We start from the raw sequence: 15920 nt of genomic DNA, 5'->3' as shown, positions 1-15920 counted from the left end.
GCCATGACACAGCCCCCCATCGCCCCCCGTATACCGGTGGTGCACCGGCTGCACGGGATCGAGCGAATCGACGACTACGACTGGATGCGCGACCCGGAGGCGGCGCGCGAGATCTTGCTCGCCGAGCGGCGGCACTATGCGGCGGAGACCGCCCATCTGGCCCCCTTTCAGCGGGTTCTCGCGGCCAAAATGGCTGGACGGACGCCCGAGACTGAGTCTTCAGTCAGTTGGCGTCATGGGGCTTTTGTCTACTACACCCAGATTGAAACTGGAAGGGAGTTCGGTGACTTCTGTCGAAAGCGTGATGCTTCTGATGGCGGTTCTGTGCTGCTGAATCTCGACGAGCTGGCAGCGGCGGGTTACGTGGAGTTGGGCGTCCGAGAGGTGAGCCCGTGCGGGCGGTTTCTGGCGTATTCGGTGGATACGAGCGGGGATGAGGTGTACGAGCTCCGGTTCCGCGATCTGGACGCGGGGGTGGATCTTCCCGATCGGGTGGCGGGGACGTATTACACGGGCGCGTGGTCGGCGGATTCGTCGAGTTTCTTCTACACGGCGGTGGATGAGTGTTATCGGCCTTATGAGGTGCGGCGTCATGTTCTGGGGGGTGATGAGGCCGTTGTGCTGACTGAACCGGATCGGCGGTTCGAGGTGACGATCGAGGCGACGCGGTCAGGGGCGTACATCACGATTACCGCGGCCAATCGGGACACCACCGAGGTGTGGCTGATCCCCGCCGCGACCCCGGAGGCGGAGCCGCGCTCGGTGCGGGGGCGGACGCCGCAGGTCGAATACCGGGTGGATCACGACGCGACGAACGATCGCCTGGTCGTCACGACCGATGACGGCTGGCCGGAGTTCCGGGTGGACCATGAGCTGGTCACTCCCGATCCGGCCGAACGCGTCTACCGGACCGACTGTTTCGCCGGATATATCGTCGTATCTCTGCGCAGGGGTGGGGAGCCGTTGCTCCGGGTCGTCCCGATGGACGGAACCGAGCCCTGGGAGATCCACCCGGAGACCACCGCGGGCCGGATCGCGCTCGTGCACAACCACGACTACGACACGACCGAGATCCTGATCGAGACCGGCTCCTACAGCGAGCCCACCCGCTGGTCCACCGTCAACCTCGCCACCCGCGAGCGCACGGTGCTCAAAACCGCCGAAACCACCGGCTACGACCCCGCTGACTACGTCAGCGAACGCCACTGGGCCCCCGCCCCCGACGGCGTCATGATCCCCGTCACCGTCGTCCGCCGCCGCGACGTCCCGCTCGACGGCACCGCGCCCTGCCTGCTGTACGGCTACGGCGCCTACGAAGCCGTCTTCGACTTCACCTGGGAAGCCCCGCTTTCCGTGCTCCTGGACGAAGGCGTGATCTTCGCCCACGCCCACATCCGCGGCGGCGGCGAACTGGGCCGCGGCTGGTGGCAAACCGGACGCCTCGCCCGCAAACCCACCACCTTCTCCGACCACGTCGCCGTGGCGGCCTGGCTGGAGGACAAGGTCACCGCCATCGCCACCCGCGGCCTCTCCGCCGGCGGCCTCCTCATGGCCGCCGTGTACGGCAAACGCCCCTGGGCCGCCGTCATCGCCGAGGTCCCCTTCGTCGACGTGGTCACCACCATGCTCGACGACACGATCCCGCTCACAGTCAACGAATGGGAGGAATGGGGTGACCCCCGCGAACCCCAAGATTTCGCCTCCATGCTCGCCTACTCCCCCTACGACAACATCCCGGACACCGACACGCCGCTGCTGGTCACCGGAGCCGTCAACGACCCCCGCGTCCTGGTCCGCGAACCCGCCAAATGGGTCGCCAAACTCCGCGCCCACGGCGCGAACGTGCTCTTCCGGGTCGAGGTAGAAGACGGCGGGCACACCGGACCGAGCGGCCGGTATGCCCACCTGGACTACGAAGCGGAGATCTACGCCTTCATCCTGCAGGCGCTACAGCAGTGACTCGCGAAGCTCCCGCTTGAGGATCTTGCCGACGGCGTTCCGGGGGAGAGCGTCCACGATCTCCAGGCGCTCCGGCAGCTTGTAGGAGGCGATGCCGGTGGCCCGCAGGAACTCGGTCACGGACTCCAGCGTGATCTCGGTGTCCGGTTTGGTGACCACGAGCGCGCAGACCCGCTCGCCCAGCACCTCGTCGGGGTAGCCGACCACGGCGGATTCGGCCACGGCGGGATGCCCGGCCAGCAGGGCCTCCAGCTCGGCGGGGGCGATGTTCATGCCACCCCGAATGACCAGGTCCCTGGTCCGGTCCACGTACCGCAGGTAGCGGTCGCCCGCGAGCTCGAAGACGTCTCCGGTGATCAGGTAGCCGTCGTCGTCGAAGGGGTCGGCTTCCGCCGTACCGGCCAGGTAGCCGGCGAAGACGGTCGGGCCGGACAGGCGCAGTTCGCCGGGCACGCCCTCGCCCGCGACCTCGGTGCCGTCGGCGGCGACCAGCTTGACCTTGGTGCCGCCGAGGGTGCCCGGCCAGGTGGTGCCGGGGGCGTCGGGGCGGGGGAAGAAACGGGCGCGGTCGTCCGGGTCGGGCATGGTGTCGGGGTCGGAGAGCAGCGCGATGCCCTCGTTGGAGCCGAAGAAGTTGATGATCGCGATGCCGTGCTTCTCCTGCCAGCCGCGCACCATCGGCGGCGGCAGCGGTGCCGAACCCGAGCCGATCCTGGTCAGCGAGGAGATGTCGAACTGGGCCAGCACTTCCGGCTTGTGCAGCAGCAGGGTGAGCAGCGCGGGCGGCGCGAGCGTGTAGGTGACCCGCTCGGTGGCGATCTGGGTGAGGTAGACGGGCAGCTCGAAGGGGTGGTGCTGGACCAGCGTGCAGCCGGTGCGCAGCCACGGCAGCATGACGCCGCCGATCCCGGCCATGTTGACCATGGGGAACGGGTTCAGCACGACGTCGTCGGCGGTGAGACCGGCCGCGTCTGCGCAGGTCCAGGCGACCGCGAGCCAGTCGTAGTGGCAGCGCGGCACGCCCTTCGGGGTGGCCTCGGTGCCGGAGGTCCAGCAGATCGTGACGCAGTCGTTCGGGTCCCGCTCGAAGCTCTTGAGGTGCGCGTCCAGCGTCGCCGGATCCGCGGTCGCGGTCTCCAGCTCGCCGCCCCAGGCCAGCACCTCCCGCATCGACGGTACGGCCAGCGCGCCGATGCCCTCCGCCCGATCGGCAGCGGTGACGAAGACGCTGACGTTGGCGAGCACGCCGAGCTGGGTGAGCTCGTATTGCCGGTACTGCACCGGGAACGGGGCGACGATCGCGCCGATCCGGATTCCGGCCAGCATGGTCACGGCGAGCTCGACGCTGTTGGGCAGCTGGACCGCCACCACGTCGTCCACGCCGACGCCGTGCCCGAGCAGCACTCCGGCCACACGATCCACTTCGGCGTCCAGGTCAGCCCAGGTCAGCCGCTTGGGCACGCCGCCCATCAGGGCGGGTTTGTTGGGCGGGTCGACCACCGCGAGCCCTCCGGGCCGCTCGGCCGCCCGCGCCCGTAAGAGCCGGTCGATTGTGTCGTCGGTCCACCAGCCTTCACCGGTGTAACGCTCCACATGGTCTTTCGGGTGCAGCCTCATCGCGACTCCCGCGCTCGATGTTCCCGAGACCCTACGAAAGCGAATCGCCTCGGTCAACATATGTCGGGCTATATCGAGAAATCACGTGATGAAGTGGACTTCGCGGCGTTCGAGGGTGCCGCCGCATTCCGTACAAAGCAGGACCGGGGTGAGGGCGGAGCCGCAGGTGTGGTGGGTGATGGTGAGCTCAGAGCCCGGCGGGGCCGGGAGTTCGCGCTGCGCCCAGGTGACCAGGAACGCGAAGACCTGGAAGAACGCCAGGCCGCGTTCGGTGAGGCGGTAGTGGCCGCCGATCAGCTGGAAGACGCCCAGCTCGACGAAACGGCGCAGCCGGTCGGTGAGCACCGAGGGCGCGATGCCCAGTTCGGCCTGGAAATCGCCGAACCGGCGCGAGCCGAGGAAGGCGGCGGCGAGCACGCTGGTGCTCCAGCGGTCGCCGAGGATCTCCATCGAGTCCGGGCAGTAGCCGCTGAAGTCGGTCCGGGAGGCGAGCGTGCGGCGATGCTGCCGGGGCAGCCCGACCCGGGCGAAGGTGGCCAGCGGCCCGCGCACGGTCCGGGTGTCGCGCGCGGTCATGCCCTCCCGGCAGACGCCACAGGCCAGGTACGCCCGCGTCTCGTTGCCGCAGATGTCGTGAATGAGCGGCGGCAGCGGCCGATCCGTCCAGGCGCGTTCCCAGGAGTAGATGGCGACCAGCAGCGACCACAGGTCGAGGCCGCGGTCGGTGAGCCGGTATTCGTAGCGGGTGCGGCCGTCGCGGTAGGCGGCGGTGGTGAAGATCCCGTGCGCGAGGAGTTCCTTCAGCCGGGAGGCGAGCACGGATTCGGAGATGCGCAGCTCATCCCGCCAGCCCGCGAAGGTGCGGACCCGCAGCAGGAAGGCCCGCTGCAGAATCAGGAGCACCCAACGGTCGCCGAGGATGGCCAGGCCCTGCCCGATCGCGCTGAGTTCTATCGCGGTGTCACGCTCTACTGTCGCCGTCGGGGTTTGCACACCCGGCATGGGAACTCCGGTCTTTCTGAACACCATTGGAAAGAGACCACTCTAAGGGGCACATTGACTAGCTGACTTTTGTTATCATAGTGTCCCACTATGGCACAACCCCCTTCGGTGATCATGGACGAGTCCGGCGAGCCGAATCCCTACCTGCTCGGTGTGTACGCCCCGGTCCAGGATGAGATCACCACGGCCGACCTCAAGGTCATCGGCGAGATCCCGGCCGACCTGAACGGCGTCTACCTGCGCAACGGGCCGAACGCGCGGTTTCCCATGCGGGGGCGTTATCACTGGTTCGACGGCGACGGCATGGTGCACGCGATGCACTTCGAGGACGGCCGGGCGCGTTACCGGAACCGGTATGTCCGGACCAAGGCGTACCAGGCCGAGACCGATCGGTCGTTGTGGACTGGGGTGATGGAGAACCCCAAGGGGAATCCGTTCGGGAACACGCGGGGGTTGAACCTCAAGGATTCCGCCAATACCGATCTGATCTATCACCGGGGGAAGGTGCTGGCGACCTGGTATCTGTGCGGGTCGCCGTACCAGTTGGATCCGTTGTCGCTGGAGACGCTCGGGGTCGAGACCTTTCTGGACACGCTGACCGGGGACTTCATGGCGCATCCGAAGGTGGATGAGCGGACTGGGGAGCTGTTCTGGTTCGATTACGGGCCGCGGCCGCCGTACCTGCGGTATGGGGTTGTTGGCGCGGGTGGCGCGGTTGAGCACTGCGTGGAGTTGGACCTGCCGGGTGCGCGGCTGCCGCATGACATGTCCATCACCGAGAACTACGCCATCCTCATGGATCTCCCGCTTTATCAGGACATGGAGGCCGCGCGGCAGGGGCGCTACAAGCTGACCTTCAACCGGGAGCTGCCGTCCCGATTCGGAGTGATCCCCCGGCGCGGGACCGCCGACCAGATCCGCTGGTTCGAGGCCCGGCCGTGCTACATCTACCACGTCATCAACTCGTGGGAGACCGGCGACGAGATCATCCTGGACGTCTGCCGGGTCAGCCGCCCCGCGCCCAAGGGCGACGGCGGCCCGCTGGCCCGCATGATCTCCTACCTGAAGCTGGACGCCCGGCTCTACCGTTACCGCTTCAATCTGGTCACCGGCCAGACCAGCGAAGGTTACGTGGACGGCGACCATAACACCGAGTTCCCCAGCATCGACGCCCGCCTCACCGGGCAGCGGAGCCGGTACTCGTATAACGTCTCCGTCATGGACGCCGACACCAACCTTTTCAACGGTCTGGTGAAATACGACAACCTGACCGGCGCCAAGCAGGAGTACTACTACGGCGACCACCGCTACGGCAGCGAGGCCCCCTTCGCTCCCCGCGACGGCTCCACCGCCGAAGACGACGGCTACCTGGTCACCTTCGTCACCGACGAACGCGAAGGCACCTCCGAAGTCCAAATCCTGAACGCCACAGACATCACCCAAGGCCCCCTTGCTCGCGTCCTGCTGCCCCAGCGGGTCCCACTCGGCTTCCACGCCACATGGGTACGCGCCGACCAGTACCGCAACGCCGAGCACGCCGGCGGCCAGCACCCTGATGGCCGATACCGCACCACCCAGGACCCCGCTGGTCCCCGGAACGCTGCCGCTGGCGGCCAAAACCGCACCGCGCACTCCGCCGGTCAGAATCCTGCCGTCGAGAACCCTGGCGGTCACGGCAATGGTCGCTCCGGGGAGTCCGCGTGAAGCTGACGGTTTCGCTTGGGTTCTGGCAAGATCGCCCGGCGGAAGAGGCGCTGCGCACCGCCCAGGCGGCCGACGAACTCGGCTACCCCGAGGTCTGGGTCGGCGAGATGGCCACCTATGACGCGTTCGCGCTGGCGACCGCGATCGGCTTGACCACCTCCAGGATCGCCCTGACCATCGGCCCGCTGGCGGTCGCGGTCCGCGACCCCATGATGATCGCCATGGGCGCCGCCTCCGTTGCCGACCTCACCGGACGCCCGGTCCGGGTCGCGCTCGGCACCTCCAGCCCTCTCGTGGTGGAACGCTGGCACGGCCGCCCCCACGCCGGCTCCACCAAGGCCCTCGCCGAAGCCGTCGACGCCCTCCGCCCCCTCCTGGACGGCGCGAAATCCGACCACCTCCGCAGCCAGGGCTACCGGCTCCGCCTCCCCGCACCACACTCCGGCCTCACCGTCGCCGCCTTCGGCCCCGCCGCCGTCCGCATCGCCTCCCGCGCCGACCGCATGGTCCTCAACCTGATCACCCCCGCCTCCGCCGCCCGCCTGATCACCGACCTACGCGCCCGCACCAGCACCACCCGCGTAGCCGCCTGGGTCACCGCCGCAGCCGACCCCGACCAAGCCGCCATCGAACAATTCCGCCGCGCCATCGTCGGCTACCTCGCCGCCCCCGGCTACGGCGAAATGTTCGCCGAAGCAGGCTTCCCCGACGTGGTCGACTACGCCCGAACCCACCCCCACCCCCGCGACCTCCTCACCGCAATCCCCGACAAACTGCTCGAATCAGTCGCCCTCCTCGGCGACTCCATCGAATCCCGCCTGGCCGAGTACGCGGCAGCGGGCGTAGACGAGGTAGCCATCGTCCCCGTCAGCACGGAAAAAGACCCCGGCGGCGCCAGAACACTCCGCGCCCTAGCAGCACTCAACGCCGAATCCGTTTGAGCAGGCACAGAACGCCCAACAGAATGCCGCACTCGTACCGGGTGAAGGGAACGAGACACAGTCGGTGCATGATGTCCGGTTTCGTTCCTGGTCTCGAGTTGTCGAGGGCGTCGTATCGCGTGCTAGATCACCCGCAGGAACATGGGAGAGACTGGTCGCGGACGCGTTCCTGAACTTGCGAAGCGCGGCGAGAGCATCCATGGGGCAGTATTGAGATGTATCGCGAAACGAAGGGGCCGACATGTCGCCACTCGGGAAGTACTACATCGGTGCGGGCGTGGGCTCGCTGCTCGCCATCTGGCTGTTGCCTGGCCTGATCTCCTGGCTCGTCGTGATCGGCCTGCTGGCCGCGCCCGCCGTGGCCTACTTCATGCTGGACGAATCCCAGCGCAGGCGGCTGCGGAGAATCCGCCGCCGGGGCATCGGGAGCTGACACTCGACCACTACCTGGCCGCGTACCAAGCGGGAACCTGAGCCGCGCATCCGGTCACACGGTCGCGCTCCAAGCGGGAACCTGAGCGGCGCATCCGGTCGTGCCACACGGCCGCACTCCATGCGGTGACTGAGCGGCGCACCCGGTTTGCGCCGCCGGTCCCGCGTCTTATTCCGGCGTTCCTTTACGGCCTTCGTTACGCGACGTTTGTTACGCGGCGTTCGTTACGCGGCAGGCTGGACGGCGAGTTCACGGTGCACGCGGTCGGTGACGCGGCGCTCGAAGACGAACGACAGGAACGGGATCGTGCCGGCCAGCATCACGCCCAGGATGTACGCCCACGACCAGCGGGCCTTCATACCCAGGTTGACGGCGGCAACCAGATAGACCATGTAAAGGAAGCCGTGGATCGGTGACACGATCTTGGACGGGCCCTCGATGTCGAAGCCGTAGCGCAGGATGATGCAGGTGGTCAGCACCAGCAGCATGACGCCAACGACATAGGCCATGACACGGAACGGTTTGAGGGCGGAGTCCACGATTACTACCTGCTCACGGGTTCGGGGTGGGAGTCGGATTCCGGATCGGGTTCGCGACCGGGTTCCGGGGTGGATTCGGGGTTAGTCAAAGATATCCGCGGCCTTCTGGCGCTTCGGACGGCGTCGCGGACGAAATGCCACCACATGAAGACGGCGAACAGGGCGAAGATCCACCATTGGGCCGCGTAGGCGAGGTTGCGCCAGGTCAGGGCTGCACCTTGGGTGGGTGGAGGAACGGCCACGGGGGTCGCGGTCAGCGACGGTTCCTGGGCGGCGGCGATGAGGAAGCCATCGTGTAGAGGTCCGTCCCAAAGGTTGATGAGTTGTGCGGTGGAGACGGTCGCGACCTGGCCTTCGGGCAGAGCGCCACTGCGTTGCACCGCATCGCTTTGATCCGGAGGACGCAATCGCCCGGTCACCTTCACCGCCCCGGCCGGTACGGCTACCGCCGGATCCTGCGACGTCCCAACCCAGCCCCGGACGACAGCGAATGTGCTTCCATCGCTGAGCCGCAACGGCGTGAGCAACCAGAATCCCGCGCCACTGGCGGCCCTGCCTCCAACCGCATCCACATCCGGTCGGCGGTCGGCAACCAGCAGTTGCCCAGCGGCGTCGTAGACACCTGCGGCGATCACCTGCCGCCCCGCCAACTCACTGGTAAGCCGCTGCCCGACCCGACTCAGCGACTCCACGGCCACCGGGGCCGGATCTGCGGCCGCCGCCGGGCGCCCGGATTCCTCGAACACGGCCAACTGCCAGCGCCCAAGCAGAGTAAATGCCACCAGAACCCCGATCACCAGCAGGTGAAGAACCACCAGCCGGGGCAAGAACAGGGTACGCAGCATGGCTAACACGGTATCCGGCCCCACCGACAGTCCGCCCACAGGCACCGGGATGAGCACCCACGCGTGCTGGGGTGGGTCAGTCCACGTCCCGAAGAACTACCGGCGCTTCACCCAGCAGTGGTGTCGCAATTCCGACAAACAGGTGTCATGTGCGCAGGGTGTGTCGCTAGAGTTTCTTTCATGTCCGACCCTCAGGTTGACCCAGCCGGGAACACGCAGCAGTTCAAGGCATTCGCCCGCCAGCAGGAGACGGCGTCCGCCCAGGAACCGCCGTCCCGGCTTCCGATCTGGATCGCCGCCGGCGTCGCGCTTCTTGTCGTGATCGCCGTCGTCGCGTACCTCGCGATCGGCTGACAACCTCATAAGCAACCGCCGACGACCGCGCCCGTCGGCGGTTTTGTCATGCTCGGCAGCGGATCGTAACCGACCATCGCCCTGCCCCCGGTCGGTTGCGCGGTTCTGGCTCGAGCGAGTGGGCATCATCGTCGCCATTGAGCGCTTCACCGCGCGCTCGGGGATACCGGGCCTCTGGACGAAGTCGGGGTGGGCGTGGTCATGATGGACTTACTGCGCTGACACGGCTGCGGCCCGGGTTCCGTCCTCGGGACGAGGGTGATTTCCGGCGAGCCCTCCGCTGCATCGGGGTATCGGCCGTGCATCGGGACTTCCGGGAGGGCCAGTGGGGATAACGATCATCGGCTCGGGCTTCGCTGGAATCGGCATGGCGATCAAGCTCAAGGCGGCGGGATACCACGACTTCGTCATCCTGGAGAAGGCCGCGGAACTGGGCGGAACCTGGCGGGACAACACCTACCCCGGATGCACCTGCGATGTACCGTCCCACTTCTACTCGTACTCATTCGAGCTCAACCCCGGTTGGACCCGGATGTTCTCCCCACAAGAGGAAATCTGGGCCTACCTACGACGATGCGTCGAAAAATACGGCCTTGAGGAGCACTTTCGGTTTGGTACGGAAGTCACTGGCCTGGAGTACAACGACACGGCCAACCAATGGCGGGTCGCCACGGGAACCGGAACGGCGTTCCGTACCAACGCGGTGATCTCCGGAATCGGTGCGCTTCACATCCCGTCGTATCCCGAAATTTCGGGACGTGAGTTGTTCGGGGGGCCTGCCTTCCACTCCGCCGAATGGGATCACTCCGTCGATCTCACCGGCAAGCGGGTCGCCGTCATCGGGACCGGCGCCTCCGCGATCCAGTTCATCCCCAAGATTGCCCAACAGGCCACCAGCCTGCATATTTTTCAGCGCACCGCCCCCTGGGTCCAACCCAAACCCGACATCCCCGTCCCCACTCGCCTCCGCCAGGCCCTGCACCTCCCGGGCGCCACCCGCGCCTTCCGCAACACGATCTACTGGCTCCTCGAAACCCGCGCTCTCGGCTTCGCCCTGGACCCCAAGCTCATGAAAGTCCACCGAATCCTTGCCGAACGCCACCTGGCCAACCAGATCCAGGACCCGGCCCTGCGCGCCCGGCTCACCCCCGACTACACCATCGGCTGCAAGCGCATCCTGCTCTCCAACGACTACTACCCGACCTTGACCAGGCCAAATGTCGAACTGATCACCAACGCCATCACCGAGATCCGCGACCACACGATCGTCGCGGGCCCTCGCGAAGTCCCCGTCGACGTGATCATCTACGGCACCGGCTTCAAGGTCGTCGACGCCCTCCAGGAGCAGCGCATCATCGGCAGGAACGGCCTGAAGATCCAGGAAGCCTGGCGGCACGGCATCGAGGCGTACCACGGCATCACCACCCCCGGCTTCCCGAACCTTTTCTTCCTGCTCGGCCCCAACACCGGCCTCGGCCACACCTCGGTCATCTTCATGATCGAAGCCCAGGTCCGCTACATCATGAGCTGCCTGCGCCTGCTCTCCCGCACCAAAGCCGCCGCGATGGACGTAACCCCCAAGGCCTCCCGCGCCTACAACGACCGCCTACAAGAACGCCTAGAACGCCTCGTCTGGTCCAGTGGCGGCTGCCACAGCTGGTACCTGGACGAGCACGGCAAGAACCGCACGCTCTGGCCCGGCTTCACCTTCGAATACTGGGCCAAAACCCGCAAAGCAAACCCAAACGCCTACGAACTAATCAAGCCTCCCTGAAACCAAAAGGCCCCACTCACTCAGTCCGTCGTCTGCCCTCGGGCTCCGCCCGCCCCGCCGTCCCCACGAACGCGGGAAACAACGACACCAACTCACGACCAGCCAAGGCCGTGCCGCCGTCCCCACGAACGCAGGGAACAACGGCACGAACTCGCGTGGCAATCGAGGATGTATCGCCATCCTCATGAGCCCCGAGGCCAGATCAACCGTTCCTGACGACCAGGGCGCTCCCACCACCCCTACGTACTGGCTCGGCGACGGCCTGGACCTTGCCTCGGCTGAGGAATTCCAGGCCCGTTGCCGCGCCGATTTCCGGTGTCGACGCGAAAACGTGTCCGCGTGCCTGCAGGTCAGGGCCGTACTGGGCGATGAAGGCCGGTTCCGCCTGGGTGGCGGCGATGTTGCGCTGGGACGCGCGTGGGGCGGCGAGGGCCTCCGGGAGGGGCATGCCGAAGTCGAAGCGGTTGACCAGGATCTGCAGGACTGTGGTGATGATGGTCGCGCCGCCGGGTGAACCCACGGCCAGGAGTGGTTTGCCGTGCTTGAGGACGATCGTTGGGGCCATCGATGAGCGTGGGCGTTTGCCGGGGGCGGGCAGGTTGGGGTCGCCGGGGGCGGGGCCGAAGGTGAAGTCGGTCAGTTCGTTGTTGAGGAGGATGCCGCGGCCGGGGACGACGATTCCGCTGCCGCCGGTCTGCTCGATCGTGATGTTGTACGCGGCGACGTTGCCCCACTGATCGGACACCACCAGATGGGTGGTTTCCGGGCCTTCTGGCTGCTGTTTGGGGTCGGCGGCGGTGACCGGCGGCGGGCAGGGGCCGTACGAGCCGTCGGGGGAACCGGGGGCGGCCGGATGCGGGAGGGCGGTGTCGGTGAGCAGGCAGGCGCGCTCCTTGCCGAACTGGGCGGACAGCAGCTCGTTCAGCGGGACGTTCACGAATGCCGGGTCGCCCACGTAGGCGTTGCGGTCGGCGAAGGCGAGACGGGAGGCGTCCAGGTATTCGTGCAGGCCGACGTGGCCGGCGGCGGAGAGGATGTTGAGGGCTTCGCCGACCGTGGAGCCGCCGGAGGAGGGTGGGGCCATGCCGTACACGTCGAGGCCGTGGTAGCGGACGTGGGTGGGGGCGGGGGTGAGGGCGCGGTAGGCGCGCAGGTCGGCGAGTTCCATCAGGCCGGGGCGTACGACCCGGGGCGAGCCGGGGGTGACGGGAGGGTTCTTGACGGTGGCGACGATGTCCTGGCCGAGCTTGCCGCCGTACAGCCAGGAGGGGCCGCGGTCACCGAGTTCGCGGTAGGTGCGGGCCAGGTCGGGGTTGCGGAAGACCGAGCCGACGGCGGGTGGCTGGCCGCCGGGCAGGTAGAGGGCGGCGGTGGAGGTGAAGTCGGCGAATCTGGCCGCGTTGGCGGCGGTCTGGTCGACGAAGGTCTGATCGACGACGAAGCCCTTGGTGGCCACGTCGATCGCGGGTTTCAGCGCCTGCCGCAGGGATAACGTGCCGTAGCGGCGCAGGGCTAGGTCCCATTGGGCGACGCTGCCGGGCACGCCCACGGACAGGCCGCTGGTGACGGCGTCCGCGAACGGGATGCCCTCGAAGGTGGTGGCGGTCATCGCGGCGGGCGCGGTCTCCCGGCCGTCGATCGTCACGACCCGCCCACGTTTGGCCTCGTAGTAGACGAGGAAACCGCCACCGGCGAGCCCGGCGGAATAGGGTTCGGTCACGCCGAGGGTGGCCGCGCCCGCAATGGCTGCGTCCATGGCGTTTCCGCCCTGTTTGAGCACGCTGAGCGCGGCCTTGCTGGCGTCCAGGTCGACGGTGGCAACCGCCCCGCCATAGCCCTCCGCCACGGGTTTCTTAGCCTGACCGGCATGCGGAGCGACCAAACCCGCAAGACCGGCAGCCAAGCTGGTCTGATCGGCGTGTACGGGGGTCGCGACCAAGCCCACGGTCACGATGGTGCCGAGCAGGGTTCCGGAGATTCGTCCCATTTGCCACCTCCACCACATAGGCGATCACCAAGCATGACTCAGCCAGTCAAGCACGTCCAGCCAACAGTAAATTGTTACTGGCGGGCACTCGATGACTACGTTAAGTTACTCACGACACCTGCGCCACGTACGGATTCATTCACATTCACCGACCCCCTCCGCGTAAGGAACTCGCAATTACGTTCCGTAACAACGCGATCACGTGCCACCCTGTCCGGCATGACAATCTGGCCAGAGGTGGCGACCGCCCCGCCGCCACCCATCCCCCGGCAGCACCGCGCCGGGGAGGGCGAGGCCGACCTGCTCGCCGACGCGCAGGCGGGGGACGCCCTGGCTGCCCACCGGCTCGGCCGCCTCTACGCGCAGCGCGGCGACCGCGCCGCCGCCCGCCACTGGTGGGAACGCGCGGCGGGGGCCGGCAACGTGGACAGCGCGTTCAACCTCGGCATGTGGCACGAGAAACACGGCACCCTGGACGAGGCGATCAGCTGGTACGAGCTCGCCGCCGGCACCGGGGACGCCGAAGCCGCGGTCAACCTGGCCACCCTGCTGCTGGAGCAGAAGGGCGACGCGCCGGGCGCCCGGCGGTGGTACGAGACGGCCGCCAAGGCCGGTTCCCGCCGGGCCGCCCGCCGCCTGGCGCTGCTCTGCGAGGACGCGGGCGAGCTCGGCAAAGCGCGCGACTGGTTCCGCCGCGCCGCCCTCGACGGCGACCTCGCCTCCGCCCACGACCTGGGCTTCCTCGGATACGCGGCGGGCGAGGAAGGCGAAGCCCGGCACTGGTGGGAGTTCGCCGCGCGCGGCGGCCACGCCGAGGCCGCCCACCATCTGGGCCTGCTGCTGCACGCGCTCCGCGACCCGCAGAGCGCCGAGGTGCTCTACCGGCTGGCCGCCCAGCACGACCATCCGGGTTCGGCGTCCCAGCTGGGCGCGATCGCGCTGGCCCGCCGCGATCTGCGGACGGCCAGGGCCTGGTTCGAGCGGGCGGCCCGCGCCGGGCGGGTGGACGACCAGCGGATGGCCGGGTTCGTCTGCGTCGAGCTGGAGGATTCGGCCGCGGCCAGCCACTGGTTCGGGCGGGCGGCGGCCAGCGGGGACGCCGAGTCGGCGTACAACTTCGGGCTGCTGCTGATCGCCGAGCACGCCGATCTGAACGGCGGCGAGCACTGGTTCCGGCAGGCCGCGGCGGCGGGGCACTACCGGGCGGCGCTGGAGCTGGGCACGCTGCTGTCGGTCACCGGCAAGCCCGCCGAGGCCGAGCAGTGGCTGTCGGCCCCGCCGAAACCCTGCTGGGACCGGAACGCGGAACCGGAGCTGGCGGCCAGGGCGGAGCTGGCCGTGGCCGCGTCCGGGCGGCGGGGCGGCAGCACGCTCACCGTGCCCGAGCTGACCGAGATCCTCGGCACCTGGGACCTGCTGACCCGGCGGCTGCGCGAGCCCCTCGACCCGGTCACCTGGCTGACCGAGAAGTCCGGCCTGCACGCCTCCGCCGTGGAGCACCTGAGCTCGGTGCGGGCCACGCTGATCCGGCCGGGCACGGCCCCGTGGCCGACCCCGACCGAGATCGAACGTGTCCTGGCCACCGCCCGCGACCTGCGCAAACGGCTCGGCCTAAGTTAAGCGGCGAGCAGCTCGGCGACCGGCGTGTACGGCAGCGCGTGCGCCACCGCCACCGGCTCGTAGGTGAGCGCGCCCTCATGCGCGTTGAGCCCGAGCGCGAGCCCGGCGTCCCCCAGCAGGGCGGCCCGCCAGCCGAGGTTGGCCAGCTTCACCGCGTACGGCAGAGTGGCGTTGGTCAGCGCGTAGGTGGAGGTGTTGGCCACCGAACCGGGCATGTTCGCGACGCAGTAGAAGATCGAGTTGTGCACCGGGAAGGTCGGCTCCGCGTGCGTGGTCGGCCGCGAGTCCTCGAAGCAGCCGCCCTGGTCGATGGCGATGTCCACCAGCACGGAACCCGGCTTCATCCGGGAGACGAGCTCGTTGGAGACCAGGGTGGGGGCCTTCGCGCCGGGGATCAGCACCGCGCCGATGACCAGGTCGGCGTCGAGCACGGCCTGCTCGATCGCGTACGCGGTGGAGACCAGCGTCTTCAGCCGCCCCTGGTAGATGGCGTCGATGAAGCGCAGCCGGTCGATGTTGACGTCCAGGATCGTGACCTCGGCGCCCATGCCGACCGCGATCTGCGCCGCGTGCAGCCCGGAGACGCCGCCGCCGATCACCACGATCTTCGCGGGCGCCACCCCGGGCACGCCGCCGGGCAGCACCCCGCGCCCGCCGTTGAACCGCATCAGGTTGTAGGCCCCGACCTGCGGCGCGAGCCGTCCGGCCACCTCCGACATGGGGGCGAGCAGCGGCAGCGTGTTGCCCACCTGCACGGTCTCGTACGCGATGGCGGTGGTTCCGCTGTCCAGCAGCGCGTCCGTGCACCGCCGGGACGCGGCCAGGTGCAGGTAGGTGAACAGGATCTGGCCCTTGCGGAGCCGGTGGTACTCCTCGGCGACGGGCTCCTTGACCTTGAGCACCATCTCGGACTCGCCCCAGACCTCGTCGGCGGTGTCCAGGATCTTCGCCCCCGCCGCGAGATACTCCTCGTCGCCGATGTGCGATCCAAGCCCCGCCCCGCGCTGGACGTGCACGTCATGACCATGCTTGACCAGTTCGTGCACACCCGACGGGGTGGCCGCGACGCGGTACTCGTGGTTCTTGACCTCGGCAGGCACGCCGATCTTCATTGGTAGGTCCTTTGCTGTGATATGGCCGGTCGC

Annotated in this window: 13 protein-coding genes; 7 read left to right on the top strand and 6 right to left on the bottom strand. The window is 68.1% G+C overall.

All coding sequences use genetic code 11. The features are described 5' to 3' along the window. Positions 1-3: 3 nt before the first annotated feature. Entirely contained in the window at positions 4-1959 is a 1956-nt protein-coding gene (locus Aple_RS29795) for a S9 family peptidase (RefSeq protein ID WP_155348033.1), read from the top strand. Here the strand turns inward: Aple_RS29795 and Aple_RS29790 are convergent. Both Aple_RS29790 and Aple_RS29785 read right to left on the bottom strand, forming a co-directional pair. Beyond that, a complete protein-coding gene (locus Aple_RS29790) occupies positions 1948-3576 on the bottom strand; it encodes a class I adenylate-forming enzyme family protein (protein WP_155348032.1) in 1629 nt (542 codons plus the stop codon). The two genes, Aple_RS29795 and Aple_RS29790, sit on opposite strands and share 12 nt — an antisense overlap. An 81-nt stretch (positions 3577-3657) precedes the next feature. Further along, positions 3658-4578 carry a winged helix-turn-helix transcriptional regulator gene (locus Aple_RS29785; RefSeq protein WP_170321726.1) on the bottom strand — a complete coding sequence of 307 codons (921 nt, stop codon included), beginning with the start codon at positions 4576-4578 and terminating at the stop codon, positions 3658-3660. A gap of 90 nt (positions 4579-4668) precedes the next feature. On the opposite strand from Aple_RS29785, the gene Aple_RS29780 reads away from it, so the two are divergent. From Aple_RS29780 to Aple_RS29770, 3 genes are all read left to right on the top strand, one after another. Beyond that, the gene (locus tag Aple_RS29780; protein WP_155348030.1) at positions 4669-6282 is read left to right on the top strand and encodes a carotenoid oxygenase family protein; all 1614 of its coding nucleotides are present in this window, start codon (positions 4669-4671) and stop codon (positions 6280-6282) included. Then, positions 6279-7223 carry an LLM class F420-dependent oxidoreductase gene (locus Aple_RS29775; RefSeq protein ID WP_155348029.1) on the top strand — a complete coding sequence of 315 codons (945 nt, stop codon included), beginning with the start codon at positions 6279-6281 and terminating at the stop codon, positions 7221-7223. The genes Aple_RS29780 and Aple_RS29775 overlap by 4 nt, the downstream gene beginning before the upstream one ends. A gap of 241 nt (positions 7224-7464) precedes the next feature. After that, positions 7465-7656, top strand: coding sequence for a tail-anchor membrane protein (locus Aple_RS29770; protein ID WP_155348028.1), 192 nt, complete (start codon positions 7465-7467; stop codon positions 7654-7656). Between the two features lie 224 nt (positions 7657-7880). Here the strand turns inward: Aple_RS29770 and Aple_RS29765 are convergent, their stop codons facing one another. Together Aple_RS29765 and Aple_RS29760 are read right to left on the bottom strand one after the other, a co-directional pair. Next, positions 7881-8195 carry a DUF3817 domain-containing protein gene (locus tag Aple_RS29765; protein WP_155348027.1) on the bottom strand — a complete coding sequence of 105 codons (315 nt, stop codon included), beginning with the start codon at positions 8193-8195 and terminating at the stop codon, positions 7881-7883. Between the two features lie 5 nt (positions 8196-8200). Continuing rightward, the gene (locus Aple_RS29760; RefSeq protein ID WP_155348026.1) at positions 8201-9040 is read right to left on the bottom strand and encodes an SURF1 family protein; all 840 of its coding nucleotides are present in this window, start codon (positions 9038-9040) and stop codon (positions 8201-8203) included. Positions 9041-9220: 180 nt separating this feature from the next. Here Aple_RS29760 and Aple_RS52290 point away from each other — a divergent pair, with 180 nt between their 5' ends. Next, positions 9221-9394 (top strand): hypothetical protein, encoded by a 174-nt coding sequence (locus Aple_RS52290; protein WP_170321725.1) that lies wholly within the window; start codon positions 9221-9223, stop codon positions 9392-9394. A 325-nt stretch (positions 9395-9719) separates the two neighbouring features. Beyond that, positions 9720-11168, top strand: coding sequence for a flavin-containing monooxygenase (locus Aple_RS29755; protein WP_281361623.1), 1449 nt, complete (start codon positions 9720-9722; stop codon positions 11166-11168). A gap of 202 nt (positions 11169-11370) precedes the next feature. Here Aple_RS29755 and ggt read toward each other — a convergent pair whose 3' ends face one another. Then, complete coding sequence (gene ggt, locus Aple_RS29750; RefSeq protein WP_155348025.1) at positions 11371-13155, bottom strand: gamma-glutamyltransferase; 1785 nt, start codon at positions 13153-13155, stop codon at positions 11371-11373. Between the two features lie 219 nt (positions 13156-13374). On the opposite strand from ggt, the gene Aple_RS29745 reads away from it, so the two are divergent. Further along, the gene (locus Aple_RS29745) at positions 13375-14775 is read left to right on the top strand and encodes a tetratricopeptide repeat protein (RefSeq protein ID WP_155348024.1); all 1401 of its coding nucleotides are present in this window, start codon (positions 13375-13377) and stop codon (positions 14773-14775) included. On the opposite strand, the gene ald is transcribed toward Aple_RS29745, so the two are convergent. Then, positions 14772-15887, bottom strand: coding sequence for an alanine dehydrogenase (ald, locus tag Aple_RS29740; RefSeq protein ID WP_155348023.1), 1116 nt, complete (start codon positions 15885-15887; stop codon positions 14772-14774). The two genes, Aple_RS29745 and ald, sit on opposite strands and share 4 nt — an antisense overlap. Positions 15888-15920 lie beyond the last annotated feature (33 nt).

Source organism: Acrocarpospora pleiomorpha (assembly GCF_009687885.1).
Lineage (GTDB): Bacteria > Actinomycetota > Actinomycetes > Streptosporangiales > Streptosporangiaceae > Acrocarpospora > Acrocarpospora pleiomorpha.
The sequence above is the reverse complement of the archived record's forward strand: the minus strand, read 5'-3'. Positions and strand labels throughout refer to the sequence as shown.